16 protein-coding genes are annotated in these 16,679 nt (G+C 71.2%); 2 read left to right on the top strand and 14 right to left on the bottom strand.

What is annotated here, in order from left to right:
- Positions 1–178: 178 nt before the first annotated feature.
- The 8 genes from IE269_RS18045 to IE269_RS18010 all read right to left on the bottom strand — a co-directional run bounded on the left by IE269_RS18045 (position 179) and on the right by IE269_RS18010 (position 8,230).
- On the bottom strand, positions 179–1,249 hold the full coding sequence (locus tag IE269_RS18045; protein WP_189824029.1) for a 2-aminoethylphosphonate ABC transporter substrate-binding protein: 1,071 nt from the start codon (positions 1,247–1,249) through the stop codon (positions 179–181).
- A gap of 41 nt (positions 1,250–1,290) precedes the next feature.
- Positions 1,291–2,088, bottom strand: a complete 798-nt coding sequence (locus tag IE269_RS18040) for an ABC transporter permease (protein WP_189824028.1) — start codon at positions 2,086–2,088, stop codon at positions 1,291–1,293.
- Positions 2,075–2,890: a 2-aminoethylphosphonate ABC transporter permease subunit gene (locus tag IE269_RS18035; RefSeq protein ID WP_189824027.1), complete on the bottom strand. Its 816-nt coding sequence runs from the start codon at positions 2,888–2,890 to the stop codon at positions 2,075–2,077. The genes IE269_RS18040 and IE269_RS18035 overlap by 14 nt, the downstream gene beginning before the upstream one ends.
- Before the next feature lie 268 nt (positions 2,891–3,158).
- Positions 3,159–4,217 carry an ABC transporter ATP-binding protein gene (locus IE269_RS18030; protein ID WP_189824026.1) on the bottom strand — a complete coding sequence of 353 codons (1,059 nt, stop codon included), beginning with the start codon at positions 4,215–4,217 and terminating at the stop codon, positions 3,159–3,161.
- Positions 4,214–4,924, bottom strand: coding sequence for a phosphonatase-like hydrolase (locus IE269_RS18025; RefSeq protein ID WP_189824025.1), 711 nt, complete (start codon positions 4,922–4,924; stop codon positions 4,214–4,216). Before IE269_RS18025 ends, IE269_RS18030 begins: the two co-directional genes overlap by 4 nt.
- Before the next feature lie 7 nt (positions 4,925–4,931).
- On the bottom strand, positions 4,932–6,053 hold the full coding sequence (locus IE269_RS18020) for a TIGR03364 family FAD-dependent oxidoreductase (protein WP_189824024.1): 1,122 nt from the start codon (positions 6,051–6,053) through the stop codon (positions 4,932–4,934).
- Positions 6,054–6,197: 144 nt separating this feature from the next.
- The gene (locus IE269_RS18015; protein ID WP_189824023.1) at positions 6,198–6,962 is read right to left on the bottom strand and encodes a GntR family transcriptional regulator; all 765 of its coding nucleotides are present in this window, start codon (positions 6,960–6,962) and stop codon (positions 6,198–6,200) included.
- Positions 6,963–7,198: 236 nt separating this feature from the next.
- On the bottom strand, positions 7,199–8,230 hold the full coding sequence (locus tag IE269_RS18010) for a hypothetical protein (protein WP_189824022.1): 1,032 nt from the start codon (positions 8,228–8,230) through the stop codon (positions 7,199–7,201).
- Between the two features lie 428 nt (positions 8,231–8,658).
- On the opposite strand from IE269_RS18010, the gene IE269_RS18005 reads away from it, so the two are divergent.
- Positions 8,659–9,771 carry a Gfo/Idh/MocA family protein gene (locus tag IE269_RS18005; RefSeq protein ID WP_189824021.1) on the top strand — a complete coding sequence of 371 codons (1,113 nt, stop codon included), beginning with the start codon at positions 8,659–8,661 and terminating at the stop codon, positions 9,769–9,771.
- Between the two features lie 433 nt (positions 9,772–10,204).
- Here IE269_RS18005 and IE269_RS18000 read toward each other — a convergent pair whose 3' ends face one another.
- The 6 genes from IE269_RS18000 to IE269_RS17975 form a co-directional block, all read right to left on the bottom strand.
- Complete coding sequence (locus IE269_RS18000) at positions 10,205–11,065, bottom strand: fumarylacetoacetate hydrolase family protein (protein ID WP_189824287.1); 861 nt, start codon at positions 11,063–11,065, stop codon at positions 10,205–10,207.
- 162 nt (positions 11,066–11,227) lie between these two features.
- A complete protein-coding gene (locus IE269_RS17995) occupies positions 11,228–11,923 on the bottom strand; it encodes a YidC/Oxa1 family membrane protein insertase (RefSeq protein ID WP_229897915.1) in 696 nt (231 codons plus the stop codon).
- 168 nt (positions 11,924–12,091) lie between these two features.
- Entirely contained in the window at positions 12,092–12,364 is a 273-nt protein-coding gene (locus IE269_RS17990; RefSeq protein WP_189824286.1) for a DUF6412 domain-containing protein, read from the bottom strand.
- Between the two features lie 68 nt (positions 12,365–12,432).
- Positions 12,433–13,947: a sodium:solute symporter family protein gene (locus IE269_RS17985; RefSeq protein ID WP_189824019.1), complete on the bottom strand. Its 1,515-nt coding sequence runs from the start codon at positions 13,945–13,947 to the stop codon at positions 12,433–12,435.
- Positions 13,944–14,177 (bottom strand): DUF3311 domain-containing protein, encoded by a 234-nt coding sequence (locus IE269_RS17980; protein WP_229897916.1) that lies wholly within the window; start codon positions 14,175–14,177, stop codon positions 13,944–13,946. Before IE269_RS17980 ends, IE269_RS17985 begins: the two co-directional genes overlap by 4 nt.
- A 17-nt stretch (positions 14,178–14,194) precedes the next feature.
- Entirely contained in the window at positions 14,195–14,998 is an 804-nt protein-coding gene (locus IE269_RS17975) for a class E sortase (protein WP_229897942.1), read from the bottom strand.
- A gap of 517 nt (positions 14,999–15,515) precedes the next feature.
- Between IE269_RS17975 and IE269_RS17970 the strand changes: the two genes are divergently transcribed.
- Positions 15,516–16,535 carry an SEC-C domain-containing protein gene (locus tag IE269_RS17970; RefSeq protein WP_189824284.1) on the top strand — a complete coding sequence of 340 codons (1,020 nt, stop codon included), beginning with the start codon at positions 15,516–15,518 and terminating at the stop codon, positions 16,533–16,535.
- The last annotated feature ends 144 nt before the right edge of the window (positions 16,536–16,679 follow it).

Here is a 16,679-nt window from a genome sequence, read left to right as displayed (position 1 = left end):
GACCGGTGTTGAGAGCGATGCGGTGCGGGAGGTGCGTGCGTGCTGAGGTCCGTGCAGCACAAGGCTGGACCAGACCCGTTACCTTGGCGTGATGGTGCGGGGCTGGTCCAGACTCGTGCGGTGAGCTTGGCCGAATGGTTATGGAGCCACCGGCGGCTCGGGGGCGGCTGCCGTGCGGTCAGCTGCCGGTGGCGGTCTTCCAGGCGTCGACGTACTCCTTGAGGTTCTTGTCGACGTCCGCCCAGTCCGGGGTGAAGATCTCGACGCCGTCCAGGACCTTGGCGAGGGCAGTGGCGTTGGCGTCGGTGGGCTTGACGTCGGAGCGGGACGGGAAGCCGCCGCCGATGGAGCTGACCTCCTGCTGCGCGGCGTCGGACAGCATGAAGTCGAGGAGCTTCTTGCCGTTGTCGGTGTGCGGGGCCTTGTTGACGAGCCCGGCCGCGTACGGCAGCGCGAAGGTGGTGGGCTTGGCGGCACCGGCCTTCGCCGGGAACCAGATGCCCAGGTTCGGGGCGGACTTGGCCTGCGCGAAGTTCATCTGCACGTCGCCGTTGGCGACCAGGATCTCGCCCTTGTCGACCTTGGGGGCGAGCTTGGAGGTCGAGGAGGACGGGCCGACGTTGTTGGCCTGGAGCTTCTTCAGGTAGGCCATGGCGGCGTCCTTGCCGCCGAAGTCGTGCATGGCCTTGATGACGACGGCGGTGCCGTCGCCCGCGACGCCCGGTGTCGAGTACTGGAGCTTGCCCTTGAACTTGGCGTCGAGCAGGTCCTCCCAGGTCTTGGGGGTCTCGCCCGGGAGCTCCTTCTTGTTCTTGATGAACCCGAAGTAGTTGTTGACGACCGAGGTCCACTTGCCGTCGGCCGCCTTGTCCCCTGCGGCGACCTTGTCGGAACCGGCCGGCTGGTACGCCTGGAGCAGCCCCTTGGAGTCGGCCTGCTGGATGAACGGCGGCAGGGTGACGATGACGTCGGCCTGGGTGTTGGACTTCTCGCGCAGGGCGCGCTGGACCATCTCGCCCGAGCCGCCCTCCACGTACTTGACCTTGATGCCGGTCTTCTTCTCGAAGTCCTTGAAGACCTTGTCGTACCAGCCGTCGCCCTTCTCGCCCTTGAGGCCGTCGGCGCTGTAGACGGTGACGATCTTCTCGTCGGAGGAGGACGCGGCGGAGGATCCGCCGCAGGCGGAGAGGGACGCGGCGAGGGCGAGGCTGCCGGCGAGGGCGGCGAGCGGCTTGAGGGTGCGCTGCATGGCGATTCGTATCCCCTTGGATAGCGATGTGATCTGCGTGATCAGCGGAAGGACGCTTTGGTACGGATGCGGGAGACCGCGAGCAGGACGAGCAGCGTGGTGCCCATGAGGACGACCGCGACGGCCGATCCGGCGAAGAGGGAGCCCCGGTCGGTGGCGGTGAAGATCTGCACCGGCAGCGGCATCCAGTCCGGCGGGTAGAGCATCATCGTGGCGCTCAACTCGCCCATGGACAGGGCGAAGCAGAGTCCGGCGGCCGCGTTCAGGGACGGCAGCAGGAGCGGCAGCTTCACCCGCCACAGGACGTACGAGGGCCGGGCCCCGAGGGAGGCGGCTGCCTGCTCGTACATCGGATCGAGTCGTACGATCGCGGCCGAAACCGACTGGTAGGCGAACGCCGTGACAAGAATGGTGTGCGCCAGGATGACGATCCAGCGGGTGCCGTTGAGCAGGAACGGCGGCTGGGAGAAGGCCACCAGCACCGCGAGCCCGACGACCACCGACGGCACGGCCACCGGCAGCATGAACAGGGCGTCCAGTGCCCGCTTCCCGCCCTTCTTCAGAGCGGCGGCCGCGAGTGCGGCCCAGCTGCCGAAGGTCAGCGCGAGGACGCTGGCGGCGAGTGCGGTGACGAGGCTGGTGGTGAGGGCCTGGAGGGATTCGCCGCGCACGGCGGCACCGTAGTTCTCGACGGTGGGACCGGACGGGAAGGCGCCGGACCAGTGCGTGGAGAAGGACGCGGTGAGGATCACCAGCAGGGGCAGGGCGAACAGCGGAAGGAAGAGGAGGAAGAAGACGACCCAGGTCGCCCATTTCCCGGTGCGGCTATGCACCAACACGACGGCTCACCACCCGGTACATTCCGTAAAGTCCCACGGATATCGCGATGTTGACGACGGCGACGACACAGGCGGCCGGATAGTCGGACTCCAGAATCGCCTTGCTGTAGACGAGCATCGGGAGGGTCGTCACGCCTTTCGCGCCCGTGAAGAGCACGATTCCGAATTCGTTCAGGCACATCACCAGGACGAGCGCCCCGCCGGCGGCGAGCGCGGGCAGCGCCTCGGGGAGGATCACCTGCCGTACGATCCGCCAGGTCCGGGCCCCGAGGGAGGAGGCGACCTCCAGCTGGGAGGTGTCGATCTGGGAGAACGCGGCGAGCAGGGGGCGCATCACGAAGGGCGTGAAGTAGGTGATTTCCGCGAGAAGAACACCCCAGGGCGTGGTGAGGAAATGGAACGGCCCTTCGGCGGCTCCGGTCACCCCGGTCCAGACCCCGTTCGCCATTCCCACGCTGCCGTAGATGAAGAGCAGCGCGAGCGTGATGAGGAAGGACGGGAAGGACAGGAAAACGTCGATGAATTTCGCGACGGCTTTTCCGCCCGGGAAAGGCACGAAGGCGATGACGAGCGCGAGGACGAACCCGAGCACGAGACACCCGACGGTCGCCCCGAGGGCGAGCCAGACGGTGGTCGTCAGCGCTTCCCGGAAGGCCTCCGAGGCGAAGACGTCCCCGTAGGGCGCGAAGGACACCTCTCCGGTATCCGCCGTGAACGACTGCTGCACGACAAGCGCCAGCGGATACAGGAACACGAGCGCCAGGACCGCCACGGGCGGCAGCGCCCACACCCACCGCGGCACACCCCGCGAGGTCTCCGCACCCCCTGCGGGCGCTGCACCGCCCGCCCCTGCGGACTCTCCTGCGCCGCCCGCCCCTTGAGCCGCTTCGCCGCCCGCCCCTGTGGGCGGCTGGGCCGCCCAGGGGGCGAGGGGGGCACCCCCTGTTCGAGCGGAGCCGAGAACTTGGGGGAGGGCGGGCACAGGGGCGGGCGGCGGCGGAGCCGCACCCCCTGCGCCCTCCGGCCCGCCTTCGCTCCCGGCCGCCCGCTGCGCGGGCACCGCACCCGCCTCAGCCACCGGAAACCCCCGCCCCGAGCAGCACCGCGTCCTCAGCCGCGAAGTGGAGGACCACGTCCTCCCCGAGCACCGGCGTCTCCCGCAGTTCCCGTACATCCGCCTTCACCCGGTGCCGTCCCTCACCGACCTCCACGTACAGCCGGTGCGTCGACCCCCGCCACTGGACCTCGCTGATCGTGCCGCGCAGGGCGTTCGGCCCCTCCCCGAGCCCGACCAGGTGCGGCCGCACGCACAGGGTGGCGGAGGCCCCCTCGGCCGCTCCCTGGGTGTCCACACTCAGCTCGACCCCGTCGAACCGGACCCCCGCCGCCCCCACCTGCACAGGCAGCAGATTCGCGTTGCCGACGAAGGAAGCCGTGAACTCCGTCCGGGGCCGCCGGTACAGCTCCTGCGGGGTCCCGCAGTCCTGGAGCCGCGCCTTGTCCATGACCGCGATCCGGTCCGCCAGCGTCAGCGCCTCGACCTGATCGTGCGTGACGTACAGGATCGACACATCGGGCAACTCCCGGTGCAGCCGCGCCAGTTCGGCCAGCATCCCCGACCTGAGCTGCGCGTCCAGCGCCGACAGCGGCTCGTCCAGCAGCAGCACGTTCGGCCGGATCGCCAACGCCCGCGCGATCGCGACCCGTTGCTGCTGCCCGCCCGACAACTCCCGCGGATAGCGCTTCGCGTACGACGCCATCCCGGTCATCTCCAGCGCCTCGGCCACCCGCGCCGGGATCTCCGCCTTGTCGACCTTCTGCGCCTTCAGCCCAAAAGCGACGTTGTCCTCGACCCGCAGGTGCGGGAAGAGCGCGTACTGCTGGACGACCATCCCGATGCCCCGCCGGTACGGCGGCAGCGCGGTGACGTCCCGCTCCCCGATGAAGACCCGCCCGGAGGCCGGCTTCACGAAGCCCGCGACCGCCCGCAGCGCGGTGGTCTTGCCCGACCCGGAGGGCCCGAGCAGGGCCATGACCTCGCCGGGCTCGACCGTCAGGTCCAGGGAGTCCAGGACGACGTTCTTGCCGTACGCGACCGAGACCGACTCGAACCGTATGCCGCTGCTCATCGCCCCAACTCCGCTAGCAGCTCCGGGAGTTCGGCGACGGACCCGAGGACGTGGCTCGCCCCGTGCGCCTCCAGCTGGGTGCGTCCGTGCGCGCCGGTCAGGACACCGGCGACGACGCCCGCGCCCGCCCGTACACCACTGAGCATGTCGTACGAGGTGTCGCCGACGACGACCACATCGGCGACCGACGCCACCGCCCCGGTGCGCAGGAACGCGGTGAGCACCATGTCCGGGTACGGACGCCCCCGGCCGCCCGCATCGGCGGGGCACAGGGTGAGCCCGACCAGGTCCTGCCAGCCGAGCGCGGCGAGGATCGCGTCCTGGGTGACCCGGGCGAACCCGGTGGTCAGGACGACGGTCCGGCCGTCGGCGGCGAGCTTCTCGATGGCCTCGCGGGCCCCGGGGATCTCGGCGATGCGACCGCCGTCGACCAGGCTCCCGTACGCCTCCTCGAAGGCGGCGTTCGCCTGCTGGGCCTTGGCCTCGTCGCCGAAGAGGTGCCGGAAGACGGAGATCTTGGACTCGCCCATGGTGGCGCGGACGTAGTCCAGCTTGCTGTCGAAGTCGGCGGTCCCGGCCACGACGCCGAGCTTCTCGGCGGCCGCGGCGAAGGCCTGCTCGACGAGACCGCCGTCGGCGACGGTGGTGCCGGCCATGTCGAGAACGACCAGATCCATGCGGTTGCTGCTCATGGTGTTGCTGCTCATGTTCCTGTCACCAGCCCCATTCGTTCGCGGTCTTCTCGGCGATGGCGGGCGAGCAGGTCATCCCGCGTCCGCCCGGCCCGGTCACCAGCCATACGCCGTCGTGCACCTGCTGCCGGTGCACCACGCGGCTCTTGTCGGTGCACTGGGCGTACACCCCGGCCCAGCGCCGCCGGATCTTCGGAAGCGGACGGCCCAGGAAGCTCTCCGCCACCGCTGCGACGTGCTCGTACGGCTCCTCCTCCACATCGAAGCGGAAGGGGTGCTCGTACTCGTGGGTGTCGCCGATGGTCAGCCCGCCGTCGCGCCGCTGCACCATGAGCAGCTGCATCTTGTGGGCGGCGGCGGTGGGCGTCTGGTCCTGCCCGTCGTTGAGGGCGTCCAGCGCGCCGCCCGCGTAGGCCGGGTAGTAGCGGAAGCTGTCGGCGTCGGCGACGGAGGTGGTGAGGGTCTCGCCGAGGGGCTCGGTCTGCATCATCTGGAGGCGTACGCGGCGCACCGGCAGGTCGGGGGCCAGCTCGCGGACGAGTCCGCCGAGCCAGGCACCGGTGCACAGCACGACGGCGTCTCCCCGGTGCACGTCGCCGTGGTCGTCGCGCACGGCGCCTGCGCCGACCACGTCACGCACTTCGCGGCCACCGAGGAAGGTGTACCGCCCGGAGGCCAACAGTGCTTCCTTCAGTGCGAGTTGGGCGGTGCGCGGCTCGACGGCCGCGTCCCGCTCGCACCACAGGGCGGCGAGGAAGTCGCCACGCAGGGCCGGGTTGATGCCGCGCGCCTCGTCGGGGGTGAGCAGCTTGTAGCCGCGCGCCGCCGCGTCGTCACGGGTCAACGCGGCTTCTGCGACGGCGAGTTCGAGTTCCGTACGGACCGGGGTGAGCGATCCGTTGGCCCGGAAGCCCAGGCCGGGGACACGGGCCCCGATGCCCTCCCACAGCTCGCGGGCCCGCAGCGCGGTGTCGAGTTCCTCGCCACCGGCCCGCCCGCTGACCCAAATCTGGCCGAAGTTGCGCAGGCTCGCGCCGCGCGCCTCGCTCTCGCGCTCGATCTGTACGACCTCGTGGCCGCGTTCCACTGCGTGCCAGGCGTGCATGGTTCCCACCACGCCGGCTCCAACGACTATGACTCTCACGGCGGCTACGCTCCTCGGGGCGAGTGACGTGGCCGGATCCACCCGGCAACGGCACGGTGAACAGCCCCCCAAGGCTGGCTCAGACCCGTTACGTTCCCGTTATCGCCGTGAGTCGGATCGGCTGCTTCCGCCTCCCCGCGACCGCTAGCTCCCGAGCTGGGTGGAGAAGCTGAACCGGTCGCCCCGGAAGAGCATCCGCACCCGCTCCAGCGGCCGCCCGGTCACATCACGCGTCCACCGGTGCATCAGCAGCATCGGCAGCGCGGGCGGCGTACCGATCAGCAGCGCCTCGCGCGGGGTGGCGAGAACGGTCTCGATCCGCTCCCCCGCCCGGCCGAGCCCGATGCCGACCTCCTCGCTGAGGTAGGCATAAAAGGAAGAATCGGGTTCGAAGTCGACATCGAGCCGCGGAACGCGATCGACCGCGACATAACAACTCTCCAGCCCCACCCGCTCGTTGTCGGCGAGCAGCACCCGCTCCAGGTGCCAGACCGGCGCCCCCGGCTCCACGCCGACGTCCGGGGCGAGGCCGGCCGGGCAGGGAAAACGCTCCAGGCCGATGAGATTGCGCCCCGGGCGGCGGCCCTGCCGGCGTACGCCTTCTGTATAGGAGGCCAACGCCAGGGGCTGTTCCAGTTTCGGCCCGGCGGCGACCGTGCCGCGCCCCTGCCGCCGCACCCGCCCCTCCAGCAACAGCTCGCGCAGCGCCTGGCGCACGGTGTCGCGGGCAACCTCGTACCGTACGGCGAGGTCGCGTTCGGTGGGCAGCAGCTCGCCCTCCGCCAACTCCCCGAGCAGCTCGGCGAGATGCGCCTTGACGGCGTAGTACTTCGGGATGCGTCCGTGCTCCGGGATGCCGGACCGGACGGGCGCGCCGGGGTCCTGGTGGTGCGTGTTCGGGTAGTCCACGTCAGGGATCGTCGCAGATGACGGTGTACGAGGGGCCGGGTGCGGGGCTTTCGCGGGCTTCCGTGTGCTTCCGTGGGCCTCGGCGGGCCTCGGGCGGCCGGAACGCGTCCGTCCGGACACAGCAATGCCCGCGCCGCCGGTGAATCGGCTGGGACGGCGCGGGCACTGCTTCCGGAAGGTGGTGGGAGCGGCTGATTCGGCGTGACGCGGAGGCCGAAGCGCAGGATCGGGAAGGATCAGCGCTTCGGCGGCGTCCGCATCCGCCGAGAACCCACCACAAGGGCTCCGCCGCCGAGGAGGAAGGCGACGGCGGTGTCCCCAAGTCCGAGCAAGGGGCTCGGACCCGACTGTGCGAGCTGGTGCGGGCTTCCGGCACCCGCCGTGTAACTGCTCTCCTGGTCAACGGAGTTGGAGATCATGAACCGGTAGTCGTCGGACTGCCCGACCCAGTCCCCGTCGTCGCCGCGGCGCTGCACGATCGCCGCGTTGGCGACGACGGCACCGGGCGCGGCCGACTCGGCGAAGCCGAGCCGTACCCGTACGGTCTGCGTCTGCCCGCCGCCCACCGCGAACCCGGGCAGGTCCTCGCCGAAGACCCCGATCAGCTCGTCGCGGTCGGTACGGACGAAGGGGATCCGGTGCCAGGCACCGCCCGCGTGGTACTCGGCGCGGACGTCGCCGGGGCGCAGAGTGCGGGCCTCGTCGGTGAGGACGAGGACCGGGTGGACACCGGGGCAGGCGGTGTCGGTGGTGTTGGCGAGGTCGAGGGCCCACTCGGCACTGTCGCCGCCGGGGCGGTAGGAGGCGGGGGCCCGGTGGATGCGGGTGGTGAGGGGGAAGTCGGCGCTGTCCGGGTCGCCGCAGGTGGGGGTGAGCGCTGCGGGCCGGGTGCTGATGCGTCGCGGGGGTGCGGCCTCCTGGGGCCGGAGGGGCTCCCGGTGCAGCTGAATCTCGAAGGGGCGGGCTTCCTCGGTGTGGAGCGGGGGGTCCTCCAGCGCCGGGCGGCCGGGGACCTCCTCCTGCACGGGAGCGGGCTGGGCCTGCGTGCGGACGGCGCCGGGATGCGGGCTCTCGGCGGACGCCCCCGAATCCCCCGAATCCGTCGAATCCGTACAGTCGTCCGAAGCCCCGAGCAGGGTGCCCACGGCGGCGACCGAGCACAGCCGGTGGTCGAGCAGCCCGTCGTCGGCGGTGGAGGCGACCGCGCCCGACGCCGGAGCGAGGGTGGCGGCGGTGACGCCCAGGACAAGTGCGCTGCGCAGTCGCATGGGTTGGCCCCTTCTGGTCGCGAGGGCGGACGAGGAGACGGACGGCGATTTTCGGACACCCGGAACGGCGCGTGAATCACGCCTGAGCACCTCTTCCGGGCCCTGGGGTCCGGCATGATCCGTGACCCTGCCACGTCGGCCACCTGCGACGACAGCGCCACGACCCCGTACGGCCGAACACCGGGCAAAGTCCCCTCTATCGGCCCAGTTTCAGTCAATTCCGATAGGCGGGAAACGCCTCATACGACAGCCCTACACCCGGTAAACCGCTCAACTGGCCATCCCTGCAAGCGAATCGACGCATGCGGAGCCCCTTCACGGACCGACGGCCGCCGGCCAGAACCGCCCACCCCGGCCGCCGCACTGCGCCAGGGCACGCCCTCACCCCCTTTTTGCACTTCTCCATTCACGTTGTTTAAGTGGAAACCATGACGTCCACACCTGCTCCCACCTCGTCCGATCCCTCCACCGACACCCCCCTGCGGGTGGCTCTGCTCGGCTACGGGCTGGCCGGTTCCGTGTTCCACGCGCCGATGATCGCCGCGACCGAGGGCCTGGTCCTCGACACGGTCGTCACGTCGAACGAGGAGCGCAGGGCGCAGGCGCGCGAGGAGTTCCCGGACGTACGGTTCGCGGACGGGCCGGAGGAGGTGTGGGCGCGGGCCGCCGAGCTGGACCTGGTGGTCGTCGCAACGCCGAACAAGACCCACGTCCCCCTGGCGAAGGCGGCGCTCGCGGCGGGCCTGCCGGTGGTCGTCGACAAGCCGCTCTCCGCGACGGCGGCCGAGGCCCGCGAGCTGGCCGCCCTCGCCGAGGAGCGGGGCCTGCTCCTCTCGGTCTTCCAGAACCGCCGCTGGGACAACGACTTCCTCACCCTGCGCGCGCTGATCGCCGAGGGCGAGCTGGGCGACGTACAGCGCTTCGAGTCCCGTTTCGAGCGGTGGCGTCCGCAGCTCAAGGGCGGCTGGCGGGAGTCGGGCGACCCGGCCGAGATCGGCGGGCTGCTCTACGACCTGGGCAGCCACGTCGTCGACCAGGCGCTGACGCTCTTCGGCCCGGTCACGCAGGTGTACGCCGAGGCCGACGTCCGCCGCCCGGGCGCGGCCGCCGACGACGACACCTTCCTCGCTCTGACCCACGCGAACGGGGTCCGCTCGCACCTCTACGTGAGCGCGACCACGGCCCAGCTGGGCCCGCGCTTCCGGGTCCTCGGGTCCCGGGCGGGCTACGTGAAGTACGGGCTCGACCCGCAGGAGGCGGCCCTCCGCGAGGGCAAGCGGCCGTCGGCGTCGGGCACCTGGGGCGAGGAGCCCAAGGAACTCTGGGGCCACCTGGGCTCCGGCGAATCCCCCCTGACGGGGGGCGGCACCCCGGTCCCGACGCTCCCCGGCTCCTACGGCGCCTACTACGCCGCGATCACCGAAGCCCTCCGGACCTCCACTCCCCCGCCGGTGACGGCCCTGGAGGCGGCAGCGACCCTCACGGTCCTGGAGGCGGCCCGCCAGTCCGCCACGGAGGGCCGCACCGTCCACCTCCCCTGACGCACTGTGCCGTGCCCCTTCAGGGGCGCGGGGCTGCCGCTGTGCGGCTCCGCCACGCGGGCGCGCCCTGCCCGTGCGGGCCGCCCCCTTCCCGTGCCCCTTTCAGGGGCGCGGGGAACTGCGCGAGCAACCACCCACCCAGCCGCGCGGCCGAGCGCTTTAGGTGAAGGGGCGGGGCTGGGGCCCTCTTGGCCCAGCGGGCCGGAGCTTCACCTACCCGGCACGGGGAAGCGCCCCGAGGGCCCTGTGGCTGCGCGCACCCGGCGTGCAAGGTGCGGGCGGGGCCGGTGCCGGGGTGGGCCCGGAGCGGGAGGGGCCGCCCCCTTGCCCGCCCGTCCCGCCCCCGGGGGGCGGCCCCGCCGCCCAAGGGGACGAGAGTGGGAGGGAAAGGGGAGGGTGCTCCCGGCGCCCGAGGCGGGGCGGAGAAGGCCCCCTACGCCCCCTTCAGCTCCTGGCGCTGGCGGCCGAGCCCCTCCACCTCCAGCTCCACCACATCCCCCACCCGCAGGAAGGGCTTCGGGGCCGGCTGCCCCATCGCCACCCCCGCCGGCGTCCCCGTGTTGATCACATCGCCGGGGTACAGGGTCATGAACTGGGACACGTACCGCACCACCTCCCCCACCCCGAAGATCTGCTCCGCCGTCGTCCCGTCCTGCTTCAGCTCCCCGTTCACCCACAGCCGTACCGCGAGAGCCTGCGGGTCCGGCACCTCGTCGGCGGTCACCAGCCACGGCCCCAACGGGTTGAACGTCTCGCAGTTCTTGCCCTTGTCCCAGGTGCCGCCCCGCTCGATCTGCCACTCCCGCTCGGAGACGTCGTGCGAGGTCGCGTACCCGGCGACGTACGACAGTCCGGCCTCCGCGCTCTCCACGTACCGCGCGGTCCGCCCGATGACGATCGCGAGCTCGACCTCCCAGTCGGTCTTCACGCTCCCGCGCGGGACCAGCACGGTGTCGTTCGGGCCGACGACCGTGTCGGGGGCCTTGAGGAACAGGATCGGCTCCTCGGGGATCGCCGCCCCGACCTCCTTCGCGTGGTCGAAGTAGTTCAGCCCGACGCACACGACCTTGCCGATCCGCGCCAGCGGCGCCCCGATCCGCAGGCCCCCCGTGTCCAGCACGGGCAGGGTGCCCGCCCGTGCCGCCTCCCGCACCCGGTCCAGGGCGGCGGAGTCGGCGAGCAGGGCACCGTCGATCTCCGTCACGACCCCGGACAGGTCGCGTACGGTCACGCCGTCCTCGTCGAGCAACGCCGGACGTTCCGCACCGACGGGCCCCACACGCAGCAGCTTCATACTGACGATCTCCTTGTGGTCGAAGGTCGCGCCCAACCCGACCGCGCACATGCGCCGCGGCCCGGCCACCGGAGAATTGTTCGATCGTCCAAGGTCGGGGCCCGCTCCGCAAGCCCGCGTTCACCAACTGGACCGGACCGCCCATAGGACCCGAACCCCGCCTTACCCGGCCGGAACAACCTCCCCCGCCTTCTCCGGCCGCTCCCGCTGCAACCACGCCCGCTCCGCAACCGTCCACGCGGTGGTCGTCACCAGGTACAGCCCGGCCGCCAGCGGCACGACCGCCGCCGTGACGATCGTCCCGAACGACAGCAGCGGCAGCCACTTGAACAGCCCCGAACCACCCGGCACCCCGTTCGCCACCGACGCGAATTCCGAAGCCGCAGCATTCCGCCGCGCCCGCCGGAACGACCACGTCGCGACACCCGCGATGAGCGCGAAAAGACCCAGATATACGAGCCCCTGCGCACCAAAAACACCACCGTCGCCCAGCGCATCGCTCCACCGCGACCCGAGCGGCGCCGCGAAGAGCCGGTGCCCGAGCAGTTCGTTCACTTCCCCGCCGACCTTCGCCGACGAGAAGACGTGATACATGACGAAGAAGACCGGCAACTGCACCAGCATCGGCAGCATTCCGGAGAACGGCGACACCTTCGCCTCGGCGTGCAGCGCGAGAATCTCCTTCTGCATCCGCTCCGGATTCTTCGCGTGCTTCTTCCGCAGCGCGGCGAGTTGCGGGGCGAGTGCCTGCCGCGCCTTTTCGCCGCGTACGGCGGCACGGGCCAGCGGATGGAAGGCGATGCGCACCAGCATCGTAAAGACGACGATGGCGGCGGCCGTGGCCGATACGGCGAACACGGGTTCAAGAGCGCGAGCGAGCAGCTCGACGAGAGAAGCGAAAAGGGAAAACACGGAAAGAGCCCTCCGGGGGTCTCGTCATACCGAAAGGAAGAAGGCGCGGAAAAGCGCATCGGCAGACGACCCACGAGGGGCTCTCAAGGATCAAGCAGCAGGTGTACGAGTCCCCTACGCGGCCGTCGGAGACAGCTGCCCGGGTGCCCTGGGGCGGGGCCGGCCCGCCGCGTCGGGGTCTCGTTGGGCGAGGAAGGCGGTGCGCCGTTCCCGGTCGCGCAGGGCCGTACGTACCTTCGTACGCGGTACGGCAGGGGCCGCACGCCCGGCGAGGAGCGCGCACGCGATGAGCGCGGCCCCGGCGGTGGCGGTGGCGGCGAGCGCGACGGCGCCCGCGAAGCCGAAGCCGCCGAGGTCGAAGAGGACCTGGGCGAGCAGGAAGAACATCAGCAGCGCATAGCGCGCACGTGCCACGTTCCCGATCACACCCACCCCTCCTTCTCGCTCGTCGCAGTTCAGCGTGCCACGGTTTCGGCACCCTTGGCCAGGGGCTCGCTCAGCGGGTCGCGGGCGAGGACCTGGTCGTCGGGCCGGTCGTCGTTCTCGGCGGGCCCACCCCAGGAGACGCCGAGAGCGACCAGGAGGTTGAGTGCGAGGGCCACAATTCCCGCATTGGTCCCCCAGAGCGGATCGTTCCCGGTGAACACGAGCGCGCACACCACCCCCACACCCACCACGAGCCCGCTGAGCGCCCCGGCGAGGGTGAGCTTCCGCCACACCAGCCCCAGCAGCAGCATGGGCAGGAGCTGGGCCATGCCTTCGTACGAGATGAGCGAGAGCCGTACGAGTGTGTTGGGCGCGGTGTAGGTGAGGACGAGCGCGAGGGCCCCGGCCACGACCACCACGACCTGCGAGGCGGCCTTCTCGCGCCCCCGCCACCGGGGCACGAGCCCGAGCACGCTGCGCCCCCACATCGTGCCGATGACCAGCATGAACACCGCCATGGGCACGATCGACGAGAGCGCTGCGGCGACCCCGACGACGCCCACCAGCCAGGCGGGCAGCGAGTCCACGACGAGTTTGAAGAGGGCGAGGTTGGAGTCGGCGCCGGTCAGGCCGGGGACGACGAAGAGGGCGGCGAGGCCGAGCAGCATGGGCACGAAGAGGAGGACGTTGTAGGCGGGCAGCCACATGGCGTTCCGCCGGAGCCCGTCGGCGGACTTCGCGCCGAGGTATCCGGCCACCGTCGTCGGGAAAATGACCACCGTCAGTGAATTCAGGAAGGAAGTAGTAATGAACCACCACTGCCCGAATCCGCTCTCCCCGTGCCCGGGGAAGGTCAGCCATTCCGCCTTCTCGGTCACGACCCGGTCGAGGAAGTTCTCGTACCCGCCGAAATAGTGCAGGGGTACGTAGACGGCCAGGAACCCGAGGGTGAGAATCACCAGCAGGTCCTTCAGCACGGAAACCCAGGCACTCCCCCGCAGCCCACTCACGACCACGAATCCGACAGTGACCGCAAACCCGATGAAATAGGCCCAGTTGAGGCTGATGGCACCGTACGAAATCGTCGACACGACCACCCCCATCCCGGTGATCTGCAACTGGATGTACGGAAGCAGGAAGACGGAGGCGAGAATCGCGACGACCGCCCCGGCCCATTTCTTCCCGTACCGGTGGGCCACCATGTCCGTGATGCCGACGAGGGAATGCTTGCGCGCGTACGCCCAGAGCATCGGCCCGACGACATAACCCACCGCGTAACCGCAGGACATGTACGCCACGACATACAACACCGGGGCCCCGTAGTTGTACCCCCACCCCGCCGCACCGAGATAACTGAAACTCGTATATCCCTCCCCGGCCATCAACACCCAGATAAAGACGGCCCCGAGACTGCGCCCGCCCACCGACCACTCGGCGAGCCCGCCCTGACCGCCGCCGCGCCCGCGCATGGCGAGCAGCCCGAGCCCGACCGTCGCGACCATGAAGACACCTAAGATGGACGTCGCCACCGCTGCGGAACTCATCGCCTGTGGTCCCCCCGCCAGGTCAGCCACACGGCGACGGGCGTGAGCAGCGTCGCCCCCAGCAGCCATACGAACAGGAACGGCAGCCCGAGGACGACGGGCTGCACCCGGTTCACGAGCGGCAGGGCGCCGAGGTACAGGACGTACGGCACGACCAGCCACAGCAGCTGCGGCCGCCGCCTGCGCCCGCTGCCCGAGGGGGCCTCTTCAGGATGATCATCACTCGCCACGCGGGGCACCCTAGCCCCTACTTGGGCGCCATCCTGGCCAACGTCGCCCAGATCACCAGCCGGTACGTCGAGGTGAACTCGGGGGTGCAGGTGGTGAGGGTGAGGTAGTAGCCGGGCGCGCCGAAGCCCCGGCCGGGGTGCACGGCGCTGCGCGGCACGGGGTCGATGACGCCGACGTCCCGGGGGGAGGTCTGCGGGACGCCGCCGCTGACGACGTACGTGTACACCGCCGCCCGTGTCTCGACGACGACCTCGTCCCCCTTCCCCAGCCGGTTGATGTACCGGAAGGGCTCGCCGTGGGTGTTGCGGTGCCCGGCGAGCGCGAAGTTCCCGGCGCGGCCGGGGGCGGCGGTGCCGGGGTAGTGCCCGACGTACCCCTTGTCGAGCACCCCGCGCTTGCCGACGCCCTGGGCGACGGGGGCGACGACGCCGATCTTCGGGATGCGGATCACGGCGTACGCCTGGTTCCAGCGGGGCTGGGCGGGGGGCGGGGGGATCTTGCCGATGGGGCGGGGGCGGGGGGTGGGTCGGTCACCGCTGGGCTTCGGTTCCCCGGAGAGGTCCTCTCCGGGGACTTCCTGGAGCTCCGCGCCTCCCGGGTCCCCCGGGGCCGCCTCCCCGCCGCCGGGGTCCTCCCACTCCCGCACGAGGGACCGTACGGTCTCCTCGGCGCCGGCCCGGGCCTCCCGGTTGGTCCACCACACCTGGTGCACGACGAGGAGGAGCAGCACGACCCCCAGGGTGACGACGCCCTCGGCCGCACCCCACAGCCACCGGGCGAGGCGGGTGCGGCGACGGGGGGCGGGGGGCCACTGCCTCAGCCCGGCGGGCGGCGGCTTCCGCCCCAGCCCTGTGGGCAGCGCTCTCCGCCGTAGCACTGTGGGCAACAGGGCCGCCCAGGGGGCGGCACGGGTGGGCACAGGGCGGCCTCCTCGCCGCCGGGCGGCCCCTTTCCCCACCCGCACCCCCGACTCCGGCCGCCCCCGCTCCAGCCTCCGCACCCGCACCCCGCCACCTCCCGGTCCCGGCTCACCCGCGCCCCGGCCCCGCCCCTCCACGAGGGCCGAGCCCATCCCCGTACCGAAGGAGAAGCCCGTACACGAACCCGTACGCGAAACGAAAGACCCCGTACGCGAACACGAACCCCCTCCCCACCCCAAGCGCCCGCAAGATAGCCCCCACCCCCTCAACTCACCACCCCGAACACCACGTTCCCCCGCCTCCCCACCGGGGAACGCTCCCGGCATGCACACCCCCACCCCCGCCCCGGACCGCGCCCCGAACCCGGCCCCGCAGCTCCCTCTCACCCGCGCCCCCTACCGCAGTACGGTGTCCCCCATGCGCCCCGACACGCCTTCGCCCGCCGACCACACGACCGAAGCCGAGCGTCTGCTGCGCACCGCGGCGCAGTACCCCGAGGACCAGGAGCCGCTCCTCCTCCAAGCGGCGGCCCACCTCGAACTCGCCGGCGACCGCGCCCGCGCCGCCACCCTCTACGACCAGCTCCTCACCGCGCCCACCCCGGAGAGCACCCCGCTCATCAAGGCCCTCAAGGCGGCCAACCTGTGGGAGTACGGCCACGAGGCCGAGGCCCGCGCGATCATCGACGGCATCCGCACCAGCGCCCCCCGCACCCCGCAGCCCTGGGTCGTCCTCGCCGAGGCCCTGGAGAACCACGACGAACTCCCCCAGGCCCACGACGCATACACGACCGCCCTCACCCTCCTCGTCGACCCCGCCGAGGAAGTCCCGTACGCGACCCGCCCCCTCCTCACGGGCCGCCACCGCGTACGCCGGATGCTGGGCAAGGCCCACGACAGCTGGGACGCGCTCGCGGACACGGTCAACCCGGGCCCGGTCACCCTGGACGAACTCCACGACCCGAAGCGCCTGTGGGCCCTCGGCTCCTCGGACCCGGCCGAACTGCGCGCCGAGATCACCCGCCTCCAGGCCGAACTGGGCTCCTACCGCGCGGCCCTCTCCCGCCCGTTCCCGGTGGCCCTGCTGCACTGGCCCGCCACGGAGTACACCGAACTCCTCTCCACCCACCCCACCCTGGCCACCGAATACCCGACCACCCACGCCGAGCACCTCGCCTCCCTCGAGTCCTCCCTCCGCGAACTCGCCTCGGCCGGCACCCCCAACCTCGGCGTCGTCACGGGCTCCATCCCCTCCTACGAAGCCTTCGCCGCCTCCGAACGCACCTCCCCCGACTCCCCCTCCCTCCTCGCCGAATACGCCACCACCCTCGCGGCTCGCGGCCGAGCGGTCCCGTGGCCCCCGACGGCCACCACCGCGTGCTGGTGCGGCTCGGGCAACACGTACCGGGAGTGCCACGGGACACCGGACGCGGCCTGACCCCAGCCCTCCTGACGCCGGTACTCACGACCCTGGGCCTTTCGGACAGAACTCAAGGACCTCCTGCCCTACAGGAGGTCTTTGCAGTAACTTCACAATCAACTTTTGACCTGTCTGACTGGCCGCCTCCCCCACGCATGGCCA

The sequence above is a fragment of the Streptomyces spiroverticillatus genome (assembly GCA_014650415.1).
GTDB lineage: Bacteria > Actinomycetota > Actinomycetes > Streptomycetales > Streptomycetaceae > Streptomyces > Streptomyces spiroverticillatus.
The sequence above is the reverse complement of the archived record's forward strand: the minus strand, read 5'-3'. Positions and strand labels throughout refer to the sequence as shown.

Coding starts and splice junctions, on each gene's coding strand:
- IE269_RS17970 (WP_189824284.1), top strand. CDS start 15,516: ATGCGCCCCGACACGCCTTCGCCCGCCGACCACACGACCGAAGCCGAG.
- IE269_RS17990 (WP_189824286.1), bottom strand. CDS start 12,364: ATGTTCTTCCTGCTCGCCCAGGTCCTCTTCGACCTCGGCGGCTTCGGC.
- IE269_RS18045 (WP_189824029.1), bottom strand. CDS start 1,249: ATGCAGCGCACCCTCAAGCCGCTCGCCGCCCTCGCCGGCAGCCTCGCC.
- IE269_RS18030 (WP_189824026.1), bottom strand. CDS start 4,217: ATGAGCAGCGGCATACGGTTCGAGTCGGTCTCGGTCGCGTACGGCAAG.
- IE269_RS17985 (WP_189824019.1), bottom strand. CDS start 13,947: ATGAGTTCCGCAGCGGTGGCGACGTCCATCTTAGGTGTCTTCATGGTC.
- IE269_RS18005 (WP_189824021.1), top strand. CDS start 8,659: ATGACGTCCACACCTGCTCCCACCTCGTCCGATCCCTCCACCGACACC.
- IE269_RS18010 (WP_189824022.1), bottom strand. CDS start 8,230: ATGCGACTGCGCAGCGCACTTGTCCTGGGCGTCACCGCCGCCACCCTC.
- IE269_RS18000 (WP_189824287.1), bottom strand. CDS start 11,065: ATGAAGCTGCTGCGTGTGGGGCCCGTCGGTGCGGAACGTCCGGCGTTG.
- IE269_RS18025 (WP_189824025.1), bottom strand. CDS start 4,924: ATGAGCAGCAACACCATGAGCAGCAACCGCATGGATCTGGTCGTTCTC.